Raw genomic sequence first — 16097 nt, 5'->3', positions numbered from 1 at the left:
GCGGCGGCTCTTCTGCCTGAGAGGGGATCTACCGGGCCGCACCGGGCCGCTCCGTCATCGCGAGCGTAGCGAAGCGACCCGGCGCCGCGCACGTTCCCTTACGCTCGGTACACGATAGGGCCCGATGAGGGTGGCTCCCACCTGCGACCTCATCCTGAGGTGCGGCGAAGCCGCCTCGAAGGAGGGCTCCAGCCAGATGCGCGATCCCTGGAGGGCTCCTTCAAGGCCTGCGCTGCGCTCCGGCGCCTCAGGATGAGGGCGCGGATTGGACGGCCAGTCTGAGCCTTCCAAGAATTGAGAGGCGATCTGAGACTTCCGTGAGCCATCTGCTGCAATCCTGGCGCTTCTGGGCGCTCGCCGCCGCTGGCTTCGCGGCGCTCACCGCGATTCTCGCCAAGGTCGGTGTCTCGGGCGTGCAGTCGGATGTCGCGACCCTGGTCCGCACCGCCGTGATCCTGGTCTTCGCCGGGGCGATCGTCGTCGGCTCCGGTCAGTCTGGGAGTCTCGCGCAGATCTCCGGCCGCAGCCTCGTCTTCCTGGTCCTGTCGGGCCTCGCCACCGGGGCGTCGTGGCTGTGCTACTTCCGAGCGCTGTCGCTCGGCGACGCCGCCCGGGTCGCGCCGCTCGACAAGCTCAGCGTCGTGCTGGTGGCGTTCCTCGGTGCCGGCCTGCTCGGCGAGACCCTGAGCCTCGCGGCCTGGGCGGGCGTCGCGCTGATCGCCGCCGGGGCCGCGCTTGTCGCCTCGGGCTGGTGAGGTGGCGCACCGATCCGTTAACCCGATCGGCGCATCCTGACGGTCCCTCGTATACAGGGGACCGCCATGGATTGGGTCTACCGCGGCTTCGAGACCTCGCTTCTCGGTCTCGCCCTCTGCCTCGGCTTCGCCGCCTGCCTGACGCTCGGCACCGAGCGGATGCCGCCCGGCACGCTTTCCGTCACCCTGCCGATGCTCACGGTGACCGCTCCCGCGCCCTGAGGCCGGGAGCGACCGGATCGCGCTGGCGCCGGCTCAGGCGGCGCTGCGCGTGGCGGGAAACATGATGCTCCGGGCCTCCGCATCCATCTCGGCCTTGAATGCGTGGCGGCCCTTCAGCGCCTCGGCGGCCTGGGCGGCGGGCCGGGCATTGATCGTGTCGAGCAGGCGCTTCACGTTCGGCAACGCCGCGAAGGCGGTCTCGCCCAGCACGAACGGCACCATCCGGGCCCAGCCCCACACCGCCATGTCGACGATCGTGTAGGTGTCGCCGAGCACGTAGGTGCGGCCGGCGAGCCGCTGGTCGAGGATGCCCCAGTGCCGGCGCGCCTCGAAGGTGTAGCGCTCCGTGGCGTAGGCGCCGCCGTCCTGCGCGAAGTAGCGGAAATGGACGCATTGGCCGGAGAACGGCCCGATGCCGGTCGCCACGAACATCAGCCAGGACAGCATCTCGCCGCGCACCGGCTCGCCCTCGGGCAGGAACTGGCCGGTCTTCCCGGCGAGGTAGAGCAGGATCGCATTCGAATCGAACACCGTCACGTCGCCGTCGACGATCGTCGGCACCTTCCCGTTCGGGTTGATCGCCGTGTAGGCGGGGTCGAACTGCGCGCCCTGGCGGGTGTCCACCGGCACCGTCTCGTAGGGCAGGCCCATCTCCTCGAGACAGAGGGCGACCTTCATGGGGTTGGGGCTGAGATTGTAGTAGAATCGAATCACGGGGCTCTCCCTGAACGACCCCGGCAGGATCGCCGGGGCCACGCTCGGCACAAGCCGCCGCGGCGCAAGGCGGCTATTCCGCCACGATCTTGTAGCTGCGGCCCGGGACCAGCTGCGCTCCCCGCTCCAGGCCGTTGAGCACGAGGAACCGGTCGGGCGCCCGGTCCGGAACCGTCATGCGCCGGGCGAGGTCCTCGGCGCTGGTCGAGGTCGCCTGCACCACCTGCAGCCGCAGCGGGCGCAGGACTACCTCGTCCGGCGACACGGCGACCAGGGTCGCGGTCCAGCGGCGGAAGGCCGGATCGGGATCGGTCGCGCCCTTGGCGGCCATGATCATCCGGTAGGTCGAATCGCCGATCCGGATGGCGGCGAGGCGGAAGGTCCAGTCCTTCCCGCGCGACAGCGCGAAGGCCGCCGGGTGGCCGGCAACCTCCCGGGTCTCGAAGCCGGCCGGGTCGAAGGCGTCGTTCCAGCTCGCCTTCAGCACCGCGTCGAGGGGCTGCCCCTCCTTCGCGTCGATCTGGTCGAACAGCAGGCGGCGGCTGCCGTCCGGGATCGTGCCGAGCACGGCCGAGCGCGTGTTCTCCAGGGTGAAGCCCTCCGGCACCTCGAAGGCGATGCCGAGGCCGGGATGGATGAAGCGGTGGCCGCGCACGGCGCCGTCGCGCGGGTTGTCGCCGTAGGCGAGACCGTCCACGGCGGCGAGGTAGGACGCGCGGTCGTCGGTGCCGATGCCCGGCGCGCCGATGCGCCGGGCCGCCCGGGTGACCTGGGTGATGCGCTCGGCCGTCCCCGGATGGGTCGCCAGCATGTCGGGCTCGGTGGCGCTGCCCGCCTTCAGGCCGGTCGAGCGGTTGAGCGCGGTGAGGAACCGGCCGGCCGCGAACGGGTCGTAGCCGGCCTTGGCGAGGGTGCGCACGCCGGTGGCGTCCGCCTCCAGCTCCTGCTCGCGGGAGAAGCGCGCCAGCGCGAAGCGCGACTGGTGCTGCAGCTGGGCGCCGGTATCGGGGTCGTTCAGCACGTCGGCCACGACGCGGCTGACGAGGGCCGAGCGCAGCTCCAGCTCGCTCCGGGCCGTGGCGTGGCTGAGGGTCACGTGAGCCATCTCGTGGGCCAGCACGGCCGCCACCTCGGAGGTGTCGCTCGCCAGCGCCACCAGCCCGCGGGTCGCGTAGAGCCGCCCGTTCGGCAGCGCGAAGGCGTTGACCACCGGCGAATCGAGGAGCGTCACCACGTAGGCCTGGTCGGGACGGTCGCTCGCCTTCACGAGGCGATCGGTCACCTCGGTGAGCATCCGCGTCACGTTCGGGGCACGTGCCTCGCCGCCGAAGGAGGCCACCAGCTTGAGGTGGTCGGCATCCGCGACGCGCTCGCGGCCGGTGGTGCGCGGCGCCTCCGCGGGCACCCGCACGACGGCCGGCCGCACGGTCGCTTCCGTCTGATCGGCCACGCAGGCGCCGAGCAGCGTGGCCAGGGCACAGAGTGCCACAGCGCCGAGCGGGGCACGGCCCGCCCACCGAAATCGCTCCGTGATCCCGCCCATCGCGATCAGCGCCGCAGCCCCCGTTCCCCCTCCGGCCCGGCCTCCGGCCGGTCCGCCTCGTCTAGGACCTCGATGGCGTCGGCCGCGGCTTCCAGAATCGGACCGCGCCAGACCTCCAGAACGCCGCGCACGCGCACGGACCGGCCCTCGAGCGAGGCCGCACTCAAACCACGGGCGCGCACCATTCGCCAAGTGCGTTTCGATACGGTGACCGTCAACGCGTCCGCGCCGCGGGCGCCGAAATCGAGATACGTCCGGGCGCCGCGCTCGCCGACATGGCGCACGCGGCCTTCCACGACGGCGAAGCGCCCCGACGCGATTCGGAGCGCTGCGCCGTCGGTCGCCGACAGGACGGGCCCGCGCCACAGGCCGAGCCTGCGCGCCCGCGCGGAAGCTTCCAGCAGGCGCAACGCCGGACGGCAGAGCAGATCGGCCTCGTTCGCGTCCGCGAAGGCGAGGCCCGCCGCGATGAGGCCGCCGGCCAGGTCATCGTCGCCATCCCCGGCCTGGATGTCGGCCCGCTCCCGACCCCAGCGGTCTGGCTCGCCGCGCGGGATGACGGTGAGACGGGCGCCCCGACGCGCGTCGAGCCAGACCTGCGCCTCCCCGGCGAGGTCGGACGCCTCCGGCCAGCGCAGGGAATCCAGGATCACGCGGGTGCCGGATGCCAGACGGATCTCCCCGCGCGGCCCGACCCCGTCCAGGACCTCCAGCCGCGCCGGCCCTGCCAGACACGCCGCGGCCCCGGTTCGGCCGGCCGCCTGGGCCGGCGCGATCCCGAGCACAACCAACACGAGCGCCACGGCCGGCGCCACCCGGTCCCGCCGCTCCGCGAACCCCACTGTCCCGATCATCGAATCCCCGGACGCATCATGCTCCGGGACTGCGCCCTGTCCACCGGGCGCGGTTGGCCTCAAGCGGGGAGGGTGCTATGGAAACCGCGGTTGTCTCCGTAGCTCAGCTGGACAGAGCACAGGTTTCCTAAACAGGTTGAATTGGGCGTCGCACCGGGAAACCGCGCGGCGGATCCGCTCAAAGTCGGGGAAAGCTTCAGGCACCAGCGCTTCGGCGTTCGGAGCCCTGCCGATCCCGAGCCAAGCCCGCGCGGCGCGCCTGCGTCCTTCGGGAAGGTGTAGAGACTAGACGGGCGGCACCTAACGGTCGGGCACAGGTCCGACCCATGGTGAAGGGATAGTCCAGGCCACGAACGCGACCCCCGGGCCGCGGCGGCGAAAGTCGAAGTGGTATGAAACCTGGGGTCGCAGGTTCGAGCCCTGCCGGGGACGCCAAGATTTTGCCCGCCTGCGTGGTGCGTCCTCTCGCGGCGCGCAAATCGTTCACTGTGTCGCGTGCCTCCCGGTGACAAGATCCTGGGGCCGCGCTAAGCTTTGCTGCCGGGAATCATGGCAGGGGGTGGACGAGCTCTTCATGGCGGGTCAGAAAACCGATCAGCGCGACGTCTATGTCGGGCAACGCATCGCCGAGCAGCGACGCAAGGCGTCCCTCACGCAACGTCGCGTCGCGCAGAGCTTCGGTATGTCTGCAGCTCAGCTCCAGAAGTACGAGAAGGGCACGAACCGAATCAGTGCCGTTCACCTCGACATCTTCTCCCGGATGACCGGCGTCCCGATGGATTACTTCTTCAAGGGCATGCCGCGGACCGATGACTTCATCGCGCCGGGCTTCGCCGAGCAGGAGCAATCCGCTCTGTCCGAAGGCGGGCTGAAGCGGCTGGCCGAGGTCGTGGGCCGGCACATCACCGAGAACTTCTCCGAGGAAGCCCGGCGCGACGTCGCCGATGCCATCCGGACGCTGGAGAGCAAGCTCGGCGGCTGATGATAACGGGCGGGCGGCGGACGGTTTGTAATCCGTATCGTCCGTTTTAGCGGATCCGTTCGTTCGGTCATCTTGACCATGCTCGGAGCCGGTGCGAGAACCCCGGTCCCATGAAGGGTCAAACGCCGCAATCGCGACGGCGTACCTCTCGAGCCGAGGCCGTCCGATGCCGCGTTCCAACTACCTGTTCACCAGCGAGTCCGTCTCCGAGGGGCACCCGGACAAGGTCTGCGACAGGATCTCGGACACCGTGGTCGATGCCTATCTCTCGGCGATGCCGGAGGCGCGGCTCGGCGTCGAGACGCTCGCCACCACCAACCGCATCGTCATCGCCGGTGAGGTGCGCGGCCCCGACTCGGTGACCTTCAAGGACCTCGAGGCCCTGACCCGCGAGGCCGTGAAGGACATCGGCTACGAGCAGTCGGGCTTCCACTGGAAGAACAACGACGTCGCCATCCACCTGCACGCCCAGTCGGCCGACATCGCCCAGGGCGTGGATGCCGCCGGCAACAAGGACGAGGGCGCGGGCGACCAGGGCATCATGTTCGGCTACGCGGCCGACGAAACCCCCGAGCTGATGCCGGCGCCGATCTTCTACGCGCACAAGATCCTCAAGGACCTCGCTGACGCCCGCAAGGCGAAGCAGGGCGACGCCGCCAAGCTCGGTCCCGACGCCAAGAGCCAGGTCACGGTCCGCTACGAGAACGGCCGCCCGGTCGAGGTCACCCAGATCGTGCTGTCGACCCAGCACCTCGACGAGTCCCTGGACTCGGCCGACGTGCGCGCCATCGTCGAGCCCTACATCCGCAAGGCCCTGCCGCAGGGCTGGGTCAACGAAGGCACGGTCTGGCACGTCAACCCGACCGGCAAGTTCGTGATCGGCGGCCCGGACGGCGATGCCGGCCTCACCGGCCGCAAGATCATCGTCGACACCTACGGCGGTGCGGCCCCCCACGGCGGCGGCGCCTTCTCGGGCAAGGACCCGACCAAGGTCGACCGCTCGGCGGCCTATGCGGCGCGCTATCTCGCCAAGAACGTCGTCGCCGCGGGCCTGGCCCGTCGCGCCACGATCCAGCTCGCCTACGCGATCGGCGTGTCGAAGCCGCTGTCGATCTATGTCGACCTGCACGGCACCGGCACGGTGGACGAGGCCAAGCTCGAGAGCGTCCTGATGGACGCCATCGACCTGTCGCCCCGCGGCATCCGCACGGCGCTCAGCCTCAACAAGCCGATCTACGCGCGCACCTCCGCCTACGGCCATTTCGGCCGCGCGCCGGAGGCCGATGGCGGCTTCTCCTGGGAGCGGACCGACCTCGCCGACAAGCTGAAATCGGCCCTCGCCTGAGGGCAGCGCCGCGCTGCGTGACCCTGGACCTGCGCGGCAGGTCCGGGTCCTTGAAGAACGAAGCGCCGGCTCGCGGCCGGCGTGATGCAGGTTCAGCGTAGGCGGGGCGTCCCGTCTCCGGGCGACGCCAACAGCGCGGACAGCCACCCCGTCATCCCGGGGCCGCGCAGCGGAGCCCGGGATCCGGACGCGCCGATACGCCACGATCGGGCACAATCTGCGGGTCTGGCTTGCCCGCCTCCGGCGTGCCCCTCCGGGGCCGGGTTCGCCTGCGGCGACCTCGGAACGACGGCGCGGGACGCCGTCCCGTGCGGCGGAGACGCCCGCTTCCGGATCTGAGATCCCTTCGACGTAACACCGTGCCCATGTCAGACATCCCTGGACGCTCGCCCGACACGGCCGAGGAGCCGGAGCGCGCCTTCTTCGGGCGGCGCAAGGGCAAGCGCCTGCGCGGCCAGCAGGAGCGGCGGCGGGCGGAGCTGCTGCCGGCCCTGCGCATCGTCCTGCCGGAGAACGACGCGCCGCTCGATCCGCGCACGCTCTTCCCGGCCCTGCCGAGCCCGCCGGACGCGGTCTGGCTGGAGATCGGCTTCGGCGGCGGCGAGCACCTCGCGGCCCAGGCCGCGGCGCATCCCGGCATCGGCTTCATCGGGGCCGAGCCGTTCGTCAACGGCGTGGTGAAGCTGCTCGCCGCCATCCAGGAGCGGGGGCTGCGCAACGTCCGCATCCGCGACGAGGATGTCACCGCCCTGCTGGCGCGCCTGCCGGATGCCAGCCTGGAGCGGGTCTACCTGCTCTATCCCGATCCCTGGCCCAAGCGGCGCCAGCGCAAGCGCCGGTTCGTCTCGGACGCGTCGCTCGCCGAGATCGGCCGCGTCCTGAAGGATGGCGGCCTGTTCCGCTTCGTCAGCGACATCGACGACTACGCCGGCTGGACCCTGGCGCGAGCCGCGCGCTGCCCGGTCCTGACCTGGACCGCGCGGGGCGCGCCGGACTGGACGCAGCCCTTCCCGGGCTGGCCCGGGACGCGCTACGAGGCCAAAGCGCTGGAGGCGGGCCGGCGGCCGACCTACCTGGAATTTGCACGGGTCCCGCGCTGAGTTCGTGCGGGCAGGTCGCCGCAGGCCTTGCGGGCGCGCCTTGCAACAGTCACGCTCGGACGCCATCCTGAGAAGCCGGTGTGGTCGACGATCGTGCCGGGGAGGGGGCGTATCGCTGACGGGACCGCGCCACGGCGCGTTCGAGGATCTATCCGCGTGAACGAGACGGTGGGGCAGGGCCCGGCGCCGGGCGACCCGTATCGCACCGGCTTCGACGAGGCCGCGATCGGCCTCATCGTGCTATCGGCGGATGAGACCCTGATCGTGGCTGCCAACCGGGCCTTGCACGATCTCCTCGGCTGGGCGCCGGGCACGTTGGCCGGGCACGCGACGGCCGAGCTTCTGAACGAAGGCCCCGGAGGCCTCCGCGACGGCCTTCAGTTCTGGAAGCGCGCGGACGGCAGCGCCCTCGACGTCCGCGTCCGGCGCACAGGCACGACGCTCGTGGTCGAGCCCGTCGACGTGGATGCGGCGGCGCATTCCGAGGCGAACCGCGAGGCCCTCGCGGCCGCCGGCCTCGGGGAGTGGCGCTGGGACCGGGCGACGGGCCTTCTCACCTTGTCGCGCCGCGCCGCGCGGATCCTGGGCCGTCCGCCGGGACGCTCCGTGTCGTGGGCGGAACTGAAGACTGGCCTGTCGCAGGCGGAGCTCGTGCGCCTGAGCACGGTCGCCGCGGCGGCCGGCAAGAGCGGCGAGCCCTACCAGTTCGACACGCCGACGACGGTCGCCGGGCGGACGGTGATCCTGCGGGTGCGGGGCCAGGCCGTGCCGGGTCCCGATGGCGAGCCGGTCAGCATGGTCGGCGTCATCCAGGACATCACGACCCGGGTCGAGGCGCGAGACGAGATCCTGTCCCGCGACCAGCGCCTGCGCGTGGCGACGACGATCGCCAAGCTCGGCATCTTCGAGTGGCACATGCTCGAGGACCAGGCGATCTGGGAGAACGAGCACATGTACGAGATCTTCGGGCACGCGCCCGAGGACGGCACGATCGGCAAGAACGAGTTCCTCAACGACATCCTCCACCCGGACGACCGCCCCGCGGTCCGTCGGGCGATCTCTCAGGCGCTGCGGGAGGATGGGGACCTGCACATCAGCGGGCGCATCCGGCGCAAGTCCGACGGGGCCTGGCGCCGGATCGACATGGCCGGCCGATTCGAGCGCGACGCGCCCGGCCGGCTGCCGCGCCGCCTGATCGGCGTGGTCGCGGATGTGACGGACCGGCGCCTCGCCGAGGAACGGCAGAGCCTCCTGATCCGCGAGTTGCACCACCGGGTGAAGAACACGCTGGCCACCGTGCAGGCGATCGTGGGCTCGACCGCGCGGACCGCGTCCAGCATCGAGAGCTTCTACGAGGCGTTCGTCGGGCGCATTAAATCCCTGGCCCACACCCATTCGGTCCTCACCGAGGCCACGTGGCAGACGGCCTCGCTCGAAAACCTCCTGCTCAACGAGCTGAAGCCCTATGCCGAGGTCGACTCGGACGGAGGCGCCGAGGGCCGCATCTCTCTGGAAGGGCCGGCCATCGATCTGCCGTCCGAGATCGCGGTGCCGATCGGGATGGCGATCCACGAACTCACCACCAACGCCGCGAAATACGGGGCGCTCTCCAACCGCACCGGGCGGGTCGCGGTGGCCTGGTCGCTCGAGCCCGGCGGGCCGGCCGGGATGCTGCGCTTCTCCTGGCGCGAGAGCGGCGGCCCCCCGGTCGAGCCGCCGAACCGCCAGGGCTTCGGATCGCGCCTGCTGCAGCGGGTCCTGATTGCGCAGGTCCAGGCCGAGGTGACGACCGACTACGCGCCCGGCGGCTTCTCCCTGACCATGCGGGCCCCGATCCCGCCGCGCAACGAAAGCCTCAACCCGCTGGTCTGAGGGGCCTGCGGCCGGCCGTCAGGCGGCGCCCCGGGCCCCGGATTCGCCGCCGCCGTCCACGAAGGCCTTCAGCTCGTCGAGCGACGCGAACGTGAAGCGTCCCCGCGGCGTCTCCGCCTCGATCGAGCCGTCCTCGAACATCACGTAGGTGTTGCCGCCCGAGGCATAGCGCCCGACGACGGTCCGCGTCTCCGGCTTCGGGTCCGGCTCCGGAACCGTGTCGAGGCTCGGGCGCAGGGACGGCGGCGCGTCCTTGGGCTCCGGCGGTTCCTCGGGGGCGGCGAACAGATCGTCCTCGGGGGCGATCACGCGCGCGGGTTGCGGCGCCTCCGGCCTGGGCTCGGGCTCGAGGGCCGGCTCATCGCGTGTGACGGGCGGAATCGGGAACAGCGGGGTCGGCTCGGGCTCGACAGCCTTCGGCGGCTCGGCCGCGAGCGGTACGGACGCCGGTGCGGCGATCTCGTCCGCCCGGAGTTCCAGGCTCGGCTCGATGCGCGGCCGCTCGGGATCGAACGGCGGCTCGACCACCGACGGCACGATGAAGGCCGGGGCGGCGGGCAGGACGGGCGGGAGCCGGGTCCGGCTGTCATCCGCGGGCGCGGCTCCGGCCGCGTCCCGACCCGCGGAGGCCGGGACCCGCCCGATCGCCCGCTCGACCCGCCGGAAGGCGAGGGCGAGCACGCCGAGCCCGAGCAGCACCGCACCCGAGGACGCCGCCACCGAGCCCGCGATCACCATCGCGAGGCCGCTCTCCAGACGGACATACGGGAAGCCTTGGATCACGGCGGCGCAGCCCCCGATGATCATGGCGGCGGCGAGCGCGAACAGCGCAGCGATCATGATACTCTCTGGCACGGGCCGGCTCACCGCCGGCGCTCAAAGCATGGCGCACAGTAAGGCCTAGCCGTCATATTGCAAAATTAAGCGGCGAAATTGTTCGGGATACCGGACTATCTCGGTTGTCCGTGTGCGGCCGCGGCGCACCCCGTCCCGTCGCGCCGATATCATCCTCGCGTCATCCCCGGAACTTCGCGCGCCGTCGGGCCGGAACGGCGTTGCCGTCTCGCGGCCCTCGACTTACCTAGCGAACTCTCGACTCGGGAGCCCCGCCGGGGACGAGACCGTCCCCAGCCAAGCGGAGAAGACGCGATGACCTTCACCCTGCCGGAACTGCCCTACGCGTACGATGCCCTCGGACCGTACATGTCCAAGGAGACCCTCGAGTTTCACCACGACAAGCACCACAAGGCCTATGTCGATACGGGCAACAAGCTGCTCGAGGGCACGGATCTTCAGGGCAAGAGCGTCGAGGAGATCGTCAAGGCCGCCTACAACACCAATCAGCCGCTCTTCAACAACGCCGGCCAGCACTACAACCACATCCACTTCTGGCAGTGGATGAAGCCGAATGGCGGCGGCGCGATCCCGGGCGCGCTCGCCAAGAAGATCGACGAGGATCTCGGCGGCGCCGAGAAGTTCAAGGCGGACTTCATCCAGGCGGGCGTCGGCCAGTTCGGCTCGGGCTGGGCCTGGCTCGCCGTCAAGGACGGCAAGCTCGCGATCATGAAGACCCCCAACGGCGAGAACCCGCTGGTGCACGGCGCGAAGCCGATCCTCGGCGTCGACGTGTGGGAGCACTCCTACTACATCGACTACCGCAACCGGCGGCCCGACTACCTCAAGGCGTTCATCGAGAACCTCGTGAACTGGGAGCACGTGGAGAAGATGTACGCCGAGGCGACCCGCTGAGGCGTTTTCCCGGTGCCGCGGGCTTTGTGTCCGCGGCACCCTTGAGGTGGCGGCTGAAACCGGCTCTTGATGCGCCCGACGCCGGATGACCCGGTGCAAAGGGTCCGGCCATTTCCCTTCCAGCGACATCCGCGACATTCCCGAGGCGCGCCGCCCCGCCCCCGCGGTGGGAGACACCGTCCCGGCAGCGCGCGGAACCATGATCCGCTCCATCCTGTCCGTCGGCGGCTGGACGCTGGTCTCGCGCGTCACCGGCTTCGCCCGCGACGTGGTGATGGCCGCCGTGATGGGCGCCGGGCCCATGGCCGACGCCTTCGTGGTGGCGTTCCGGCTGCCGAACCATTTCCGCGCGATCTTCGGCGAGGGCGCGTTCAACACCGCCTTCGTGCCGGCCTATGCCGGCCTCGCCGAGGCGGGCGCCCCGGGGGACGCGCACCGGTTCGCCGACCGGGTCTTCACCCTGATGCTGATCGTGCAGCTCGTGCTGCTCAACCTCGCCCTGCCGGCGATGCCCTGGGTCGTCCATGCCCTGGCGCCGGGCTTCGCGGAGGATGGCGAGCGCTTCCAGCTCGCGGTGGCGCTGACCCGCATCACCTTCCCGTACCTGCTGTTCATGACGCTGGTGACGCTGCTGTCGGGCATCCTCAACGCCCACCGGCACTTCGCGGTGGCGGCGGGCGCCCCGGTCCTGCTCAACCTCGCCATGCTGGCGGCCTTGGGCCTGAGCTTCCTGTTCCCGAACGCCGCCTACGCGGCCGCCTGGGGTGTCGCCGTCTCGGGGGTGCTGCAGTTCGGCCTGCTGTGGTGGGGCTGCCGCCGGGTCCGCGTGATGCCGGATCTCGCCGTGCCGCGGCTCGACCCGGCGCTGAAACGCTTCTTCGCGGTGCTCGGACCGGCCGTGATCGGCTCGGCCGGGTTCCAGATCGCGGCCTTCGCCGACACGATCATCGCGAGCTGGCTGCCGACCGGCGCGGTCTCGGCGCTCTACTACGCGGACCGGCTCTACCAGCTGCCCTTCGGCGTCATCGCCATCGCGGCCGGGACCGTGCTGCTGCCCGAGATGAGCCGCCGGATCGCCGCCGGCGACGTCGCCGGCGCCCATGCGGCGCAGAACCGGGCGGCGGGCTTCTCGCTCGCCCTGTCGGCGCCGTTCACCGTCGCGTTCCTGACCATCCCGGGCCTGATCATGGCGGCCCTGTTCCAGCGCGGGGCGTTCAGCGCCGAGGATTCGGCCCGGGCCGCCGCGGTGCTGGCGGCCTACGGGTTTGCGCTCCCGGCCGTGGTGCTGGTGCGCAGCGCCGTGGCGAGCTTTTATGCCCGCCAGGACACCAAGACCCCGCTCTGGGCCTCGCTCACGGCGATCGGCGTCAACGTCGCGCTCAAGCTCTGGCTCACGGGCCCCTACGGCGTCACCGGCCTGGCGCTCGCCACCGCGGTGAGCCAGTGGGTCAACCTGCTGCTGCTGCTCGTCCTGGCCAAGCGCCGGAACTGGACGGCACCGGGACGCACCCTGGGCCTGACCGTCGCGGGTGTCCTGCTCGCCTGCCTGGGGCTCGCCGCTGTCGCCGTCTACGGCCAGGGGCTCGCCGAGGCCCTGGTGCCGGACCTGCCGCACGGACGGGAGATCGTGGTGCTGGCGGTGCTCGGAATGGCCGGCGCAGCGGTCTATGGCGGCCTGCTGGCGGGCCTGCTGCACCTGTTCGGCCTGCGCCTGCGCCGGGCCTGAGAGGACCGGTCCGGGCTCGCCGCCGCGCATCCCGGCCCCAGATCGGGCGAACGCATCCAGTGAGGAACGCCATGACCGACGCAAGGGAACCGCTCGCGGGGGTGAAGGCCGCGGTGTTCGACGCCTACGGAACGCTGTTCGACGTGAATGCCGCGGTCCAGCGCTACGCGGAGGCGGTCGGGCCCGACGCGGTCCACCTCTCCGAGGTCTGGCGCAACAAGCAGCTGGAATACAGCTGGACCCTGTCGCTGATGGGCCGCTACGCCGCCTTCTGGGACCTCACCGTCCGGGCCCTCGATTACGCGCTGGCCGTCCACCCGCAGGTCGATCCCGGCCTGCGCGAGCGGCTGCTCGACGCCTACCGCGACCTCGACGCCTACCCGGAAGTCCCGGGCGTGCTGGCGGCCCTGCGCAAGCGCGGGATCCGCACCGCGGTGCTCACCAACGGCAACGCCGCCATGGTCGACCGGGCCGTGGCCTCGGCGGGCTTGGCCGACCACCTCGACGCGGTCCTGTCGGTGGATGACGCGCAGGTGTTCAAGACGCATCCGGATGCCTACCGGATCGCCCTGATCCGGCTCGCGGTCGGGGAGGGGGACGTGCTGTTCTGCTCCTCGAACCGGTGGGATGTGGCGGGCGCGGGCGCCTTCGGATTCCGGACCGCCTGGGTCAACCGCCGGGGGCTGCCGGACGAGTACGCGGACCTCGCGCCCACCAACGTGGTCACGTCTCTCGACGGGCTACTCTGAGGGGGGGGCGCGACCAAGTTCCCAGCGTCGGGGCAAACTGCGAGGGGTGGGACCGTCTTTGCGAGCGCAGCGAAGCAATCCAGCTGCGCCACGCTCCGCGCTGTCGCGCTGCCCTGGGTCGCTTCGCTGCGCTCAAGGACGAGGCGGATAACGCCGCCGTCAGAGGTCGCGCCGCGGCTTATCTGGTACACAATCGAATTGGACCGCTTCGCGGATTTTTAATCCTCCCGGTGTTGGATCATCCTCAACACGAACGGGAGATGTTTCGCGTGTCCTTGAACGGTTCCTTCACGATGATCCGCGCCGGGGCCGCCGCCCTCGCCGCCACCCTGGTGCTCGGGGCCGTCGCTCCGGCCACCGCCCGCGACCAGACGGGTGCCATCGTCGGCGGCCTCGCGGCCGGCGTCGTCGGCGGCGTGGTGGGCAGCGCCCTCGTCAACGGCGCCAACCCGCCGCCGCCCCCGCCGGAGTACCGCCCGCGCCGCGTCGTGGTCGAGGAGCCCGAGACCGTCGTGGTGCGCGAGCGCCGCGGTCCGATCTGCCACTACGAGCGCCGCAAGGAGTGGCTCGGGGATGGCGAGTTCACCTATCGCCGCGTCGAGGTCTGCGAGTAAGTCTCCGCCCCGTTTGCGCGATCGGCGCCGCGTCCCCCGGGGGGCGCGGCGTCTCTCATTTCACCACCAGCCAATCCTCGACCACGAGGGCGTCGAGGCCGGAGGTGTAGAACATCAGGATCGCGTCCTCCGCGCCGTGGAGGATCGGCTTGCCCATGACGTTGAAGCTGGTGTTGAGCAGGATCGGCACGCCCGTGATCGCCGCGAAGGCCCCGATCAGCGCCGCGTAGGCCGGGTTGCGTTCGGCCGTGACGCTCTGGAGCCGGCCGGTGCCGTCGGCGTGGACCACGGCCGGCACCCGGGCGCGGACCGCCTCCCGCCAGACCAGGGTCCGCTCCATGTAGGGGCTGTCGGCGTAATCCTCGAACCAGTCCGGCCCGGCCTCGGCCAGGATCGACGGCGCGAACGGCCGGAACCCCTCCCGGTACTTCACCTTGGCGTTGAGCGCGTCCTTGGCGCCCTCCGGCCGCGGGTCGGCCAGGATCGAGCGGTTGCCGAGCGCGCGGGGCCCGAACTCGGCCCGGCCCTGCACCCAGCCGACGAGACCGCCCGCGGCCAGGATCCGCGCCGCCGCGCGGGTCGCCTCCGCCTGTCCGACGCGCTTGGCGCGCGGCTCCTGCTCGGCGAGCCGCTCCATCGGCGCCGTGGAGACCCGCGAGCCGAGATAGGGCGTGAGCGGCCGGGCGGCGGGCGGCGGACCGGCCCAGCCCGGATTGTCCTCCGCGTAGGCGAGCCACGCCGCGCCGACCGCGTTGCCGTCGTCGGCCGGGGCCGAGGGGACGTGCAGCCGGGTGAACCCGGACCGGCCGAGCACCCGGCCGTTATAGGACGAGTTCAGGCCACAGCCGCCGGCGATCACGAGATTCTCGGATGGCGCCAGGGCGTGCGCCTCGGCCACCAGCGCGTCCATCAAAGTCGCAAAAAGGTCTTGGCCGCAGCGGGCGAGGTCCGCCCATCCGTTCTCCAGGGCGTCGAAGGGGCGGCGGGCGCGGATCTCCGCGGCCACCGCCCGGATCGTGTCCGCGTCGGCGAAGCGCAGGCGGTGCCCCTCGACCGTGCAGAGTCGGCCGAGCAGCGCGGCGAGGTCCGGATCGGGGCGGCCGTAGGGAGCGAGCCCCATGATCTTCCACTCTTCGCCCTTTACCTGGTCGAAGCCGGCGAGGTCGGTGATCAGCCCGTACAGGAAGCCCAGCGAGCCGCGCCCGCGGTGGCGGCGCAACTCGGTGATCCGGCCATCCTGCAACCGGTAGATCGCCGACGCGCCGGTCTCGCCCATGCCGTCGACCACCAGGGCGGTAGCGTCGTCGAACGGGCTGCCCCACAGGCCGTAGGCGGCGTGGCAGAGGTGGTGCGGGTAGCGCCGCTGCCCGGCGATCGTCGCGCGCGGCGCCGCGCCGGTGACCCGGGCCTCCTGGTTGAGGGCCAGCAGAGTGCCGTGGCCGGCTCGCTCCTGCGCGCCGTGAAGGTCGGCGATGAACACCCGCTCGGCCTGCTCGGGCACGAAGGAGCGGTTGAGCGCCGTGGTGTGGGCCGCGAGCGCCATCAGGTCGAACGCCCCGGCGCCGGCTTGGCCCCGCAGGAACTCGCTGAATTGCGGGCCCCAGGTCGAGGCGATGACGAGTTCGGAGCCTGGCGGGACGTGGTCCTTCAGCAGCGACGCCATCCGGATGGGGGCGTCCGGCTCGCAGTTCGGCGCCCGCTTGTACTGGAGGATGCGCTCGGCGGCCTCGGCGAAGAGCAGGGTGCCGTCGGGCCCGACCAGGGCGAGGGCAGGATCGTGGAAGGTGGTGGCGAGGCCGAGATAGAAGCGCATGCCGACGGGGCGTAGCGCATTTTTGCCCGCAGCGGACCCCGGAGCCGATCGACACCGGC

The 16097-nt window shown here is 71.4% G+C and carries 15 protein-coding genes; 10 read left to right on the top strand and 5 right to left on the bottom strand.

The window, feature by feature from the left end; translation table 11 throughout:
• Positions 1-317 precede the first annotated feature (317 nt).
• Together ABIE45_RS02405 and ABIE45_RS02400 are read left to right on the top strand one after the other, a co-directional pair.
• The gene (locus ABIE45_RS02405; RefSeq protein ID WP_192710761.1) at positions 318-755 is read left to right on the top strand and encodes an EamA family transporter; all 438 of its coding nucleotides are present in this window, start codon (positions 318-320) and stop codon (positions 753-755) included.
• Positions 756-821: 66 nt separating this feature from the next.
• Entirely contained in the window at positions 822-977 is a 156-nt protein-coding gene (locus tag ABIE45_RS02400) for a hypothetical protein (RefSeq protein ID WP_192710762.1), read from the top strand.
• A 33-nt stretch (positions 978-1010) separates the two neighbouring features.
• Here ABIE45_RS02400 and ABIE45_RS02395 read toward each other — a convergent pair whose 3' ends face one another.
• The 3 genes from ABIE45_RS02395 to ABIE45_RS02385 all read right to left on the bottom strand — a co-directional run bounded on the left by ABIE45_RS02395 (position 1011) and on the right by ABIE45_RS02385 (position 4088).
• Entirely contained in the window at positions 1011-1691 is a 681-nt protein-coding gene (locus tag ABIE45_RS02395; protein ID WP_192710763.1) for a glutathione S-transferase family protein, read from the bottom strand.
• 73 nt (positions 1692-1764) lie between these two features.
• Positions 1765-3234: a M48 family metalloprotease gene (locus ABIE45_RS02390; protein WP_192710764.1), complete on the bottom strand. Its 1470-nt coding sequence runs from the start codon at positions 3232-3234 to the stop codon at positions 1765-1767.
• Between the two features lie 5 nt (positions 3235-3239).
• Positions 3240-4088, bottom strand: a complete 849-nt coding sequence (locus ABIE45_RS02385) for a pentapeptide repeat-containing protein (RefSeq protein ID WP_192710765.1) — start codon at positions 4086-4088, stop codon at positions 3240-3242.
• Positions 4089-4662: 574 nt separating this feature from the next.
• Between ABIE45_RS02385 and ABIE45_RS02380 the strand changes: the two genes are divergently transcribed.
• The 4 genes from ABIE45_RS02380 (at position 4663) to ABIE45_RS02365 (ending at position 9387) form a co-directional block, all read left to right on the top strand.
• A complete protein-coding gene (locus tag ABIE45_RS02380) occupies positions 4663-5070 on the top strand; it encodes a helix-turn-helix transcriptional regulator (protein ID WP_192710766.1) in 408 nt (135 codons plus the stop codon).
• Positions 5071-5236: 166 nt separating this feature from the next.
• Positions 5237-6415, top strand: a complete 1179-nt coding sequence (metK, locus tag ABIE45_RS02375; RefSeq protein ID WP_192710767.1) for a methionine adenosyltransferase — start codon at positions 5237-5239, stop codon at positions 6413-6415.
• Between the two features lie 365 nt (positions 6416-6780).
• Positions 6781-7515 (top strand): tRNA (guanine(46)-N(7))-methyltransferase TrmB, encoded by a 735-nt coding sequence (locus ABIE45_RS02370; RefSeq protein WP_192710768.1) that lies wholly within the window; start codon positions 6781-6783, stop codon positions 7513-7515.
• Positions 7516-7671: 156 nt separating this feature from the next.
• On the top strand, positions 7672-9387 hold the full coding sequence (locus ABIE45_RS02365; protein WP_192710769.1) for an HWE histidine kinase domain-containing protein: 1716 nt from the start codon (positions 7672-7674) through the stop codon (positions 9385-9387).
• Between the two features lie 18 nt (positions 9388-9405).
• On the opposite strand, the gene ABIE45_RS02360 is transcribed toward ABIE45_RS02365, so the two are convergent.
• Entirely contained in the window at positions 9406-10227 is an 822-nt protein-coding gene (locus ABIE45_RS02360) for a hypothetical protein (protein ID WP_192710770.1), read from the bottom strand.
• Positions 10228-10536: 309 nt separating this feature from the next.
• Here ABIE45_RS02360 and ABIE45_RS02355 point away from each other — a divergent pair, with 309 nt between their 5' ends.
• The 4 genes from ABIE45_RS02355 to ABIE45_RS02340 all read left to right on the top strand — a co-directional run bounded on the left by ABIE45_RS02355 (position 10537) and on the right by ABIE45_RS02340 (position 14225).
• Positions 10537-11136 carry a superoxide dismutase gene (locus tag ABIE45_RS02355; RefSeq protein WP_020091320.1) on the top strand — a complete coding sequence of 200 codons (600 nt, stop codon included), beginning with the start codon at positions 10537-10539 and terminating at the stop codon, positions 11134-11136.
• 199 nt (positions 11137-11335) lie between these two features.
• The gene (murJ, locus tag ABIE45_RS02350) at positions 11336-12862 is read left to right on the top strand and encodes a murein biosynthesis integral membrane protein MurJ (RefSeq protein ID WP_192710771.1); all 1527 of its coding nucleotides are present in this window, start codon (positions 11336-11338) and stop codon (positions 12860-12862) included.
• A gap of 71 nt (positions 12863-12933) precedes the next feature.
• Positions 12934-13611 (top strand): haloacid dehalogenase type II, encoded by a 678-nt coding sequence (locus ABIE45_RS02345; protein WP_192710772.1) that lies wholly within the window; start codon positions 12934-12936, stop codon positions 13609-13611.
• A gap of 260 nt (positions 13612-13871) precedes the next feature.
• Entirely contained in the window at positions 13872-14225 is a 354-nt protein-coding gene (locus ABIE45_RS02340; RefSeq protein ID WP_192710773.1) for a hypothetical protein, read from the top strand.
• A gap of 55 nt (positions 14226-14280) precedes the next feature.
• Here ABIE45_RS02340 and ABIE45_RS02335 read toward each other — a convergent pair whose 3' ends face one another.
• Entirely contained in the window at positions 14281-16038 is a 1758-nt protein-coding gene (locus ABIE45_RS02335) for a carbamoyltransferase C-terminal domain-containing protein (RefSeq protein WP_192710774.1), read from the bottom strand.
• Positions 16039-16097: the final 59 nt, after the last annotated feature.

Source organism: Methylobacterium sp. OAE515, from assembly GCF_041806315.1.
GTDB lineage: Bacteria > Pseudomonadota > Alphaproteobacteria > Rhizobiales > Beijerinckiaceae > Methylobacterium > Methylobacterium tardum.
This window is presented reverse-complemented; position numbering and strand designations above follow the sequence as displayed.

Coding starts and splice junctions, on each gene's coding strand:
- ABIE45_RS02400 (WP_192710762.1), top strand. CDS start 822: ATGGATTGGGTCTACCGCGGCTTCGAGACCTCGCTTCTCGGTCTCGCC.
- ABIE45_RS02390 (WP_192710764.1), bottom strand. CDS start 3,234: ATGGGCGGGATCACGGAGCGATTTCGGTGGGCGGGCCGTGCCCCGCTC.
- ABIE45_RS02385 (WP_192710765.1), bottom strand. CDS start 4,088: ATGATCGGGACAGTGGGGTTCGCGGAGCGGCGGGACCGGGTGGCGCCG.
- ABIE45_RS02380 (WP_192710766.1), top strand. CDS start 4,663: ATGGCGGGTCAGAAAACCGATCAGCGCGACGTCTATGTCGGGCAACGC.
- metK (WP_192710767.1), top strand. CDS start 5,237: ATGCCGCGTTCCAACTACCTGTTCACCAGCGAGTCCGTCTCCGAGGGG.
- ABIE45_RS02370 (WP_192710768.1), top strand. CDS start 6,781: ATGTCAGACATCCCTGGACGCTCGCCCGACACGGCCGAGGAGCCGGAG.
- ABIE45_RS02360 (WP_192710770.1), bottom strand. CDS start 10,227: ATGATCGCTGCGCTGTTCGCGCTCGCCGCCGCCATGATCATCGGGGGC.
- ABIE45_RS02355 (WP_020091320.1), top strand. CDS start 10,537: ATGACCTTCACCCTGCCGGAACTGCCCTACGCGTACGATGCCCTCGGA.
- murJ (WP_192710771.1), top strand. CDS start 11,336: ATGATCCGCTCCATCCTGTCCGTCGGCGGCTGGACGCTGGTCTCGCGC.
- ABIE45_RS02345 (WP_192710772.1), top strand. CDS start 12,934: ATGACCGACGCAAGGGAACCGCTCGCGGGGGTGAAGGCCGCGGTGTTC.
- ABIE45_RS02340 (WP_192710773.1), top strand. CDS start 13,872: ATGTTTCGCGTGTCCTTGAACGGTTCCTTCACGATGATCCGCGCCGGG.
- ABIE45_RS02335 (WP_192710774.1), bottom strand. CDS start 16,038: ATGCGCTTCTATCTCGGCCTCGCCACCACCTTCCACGATCCTGCCCTC.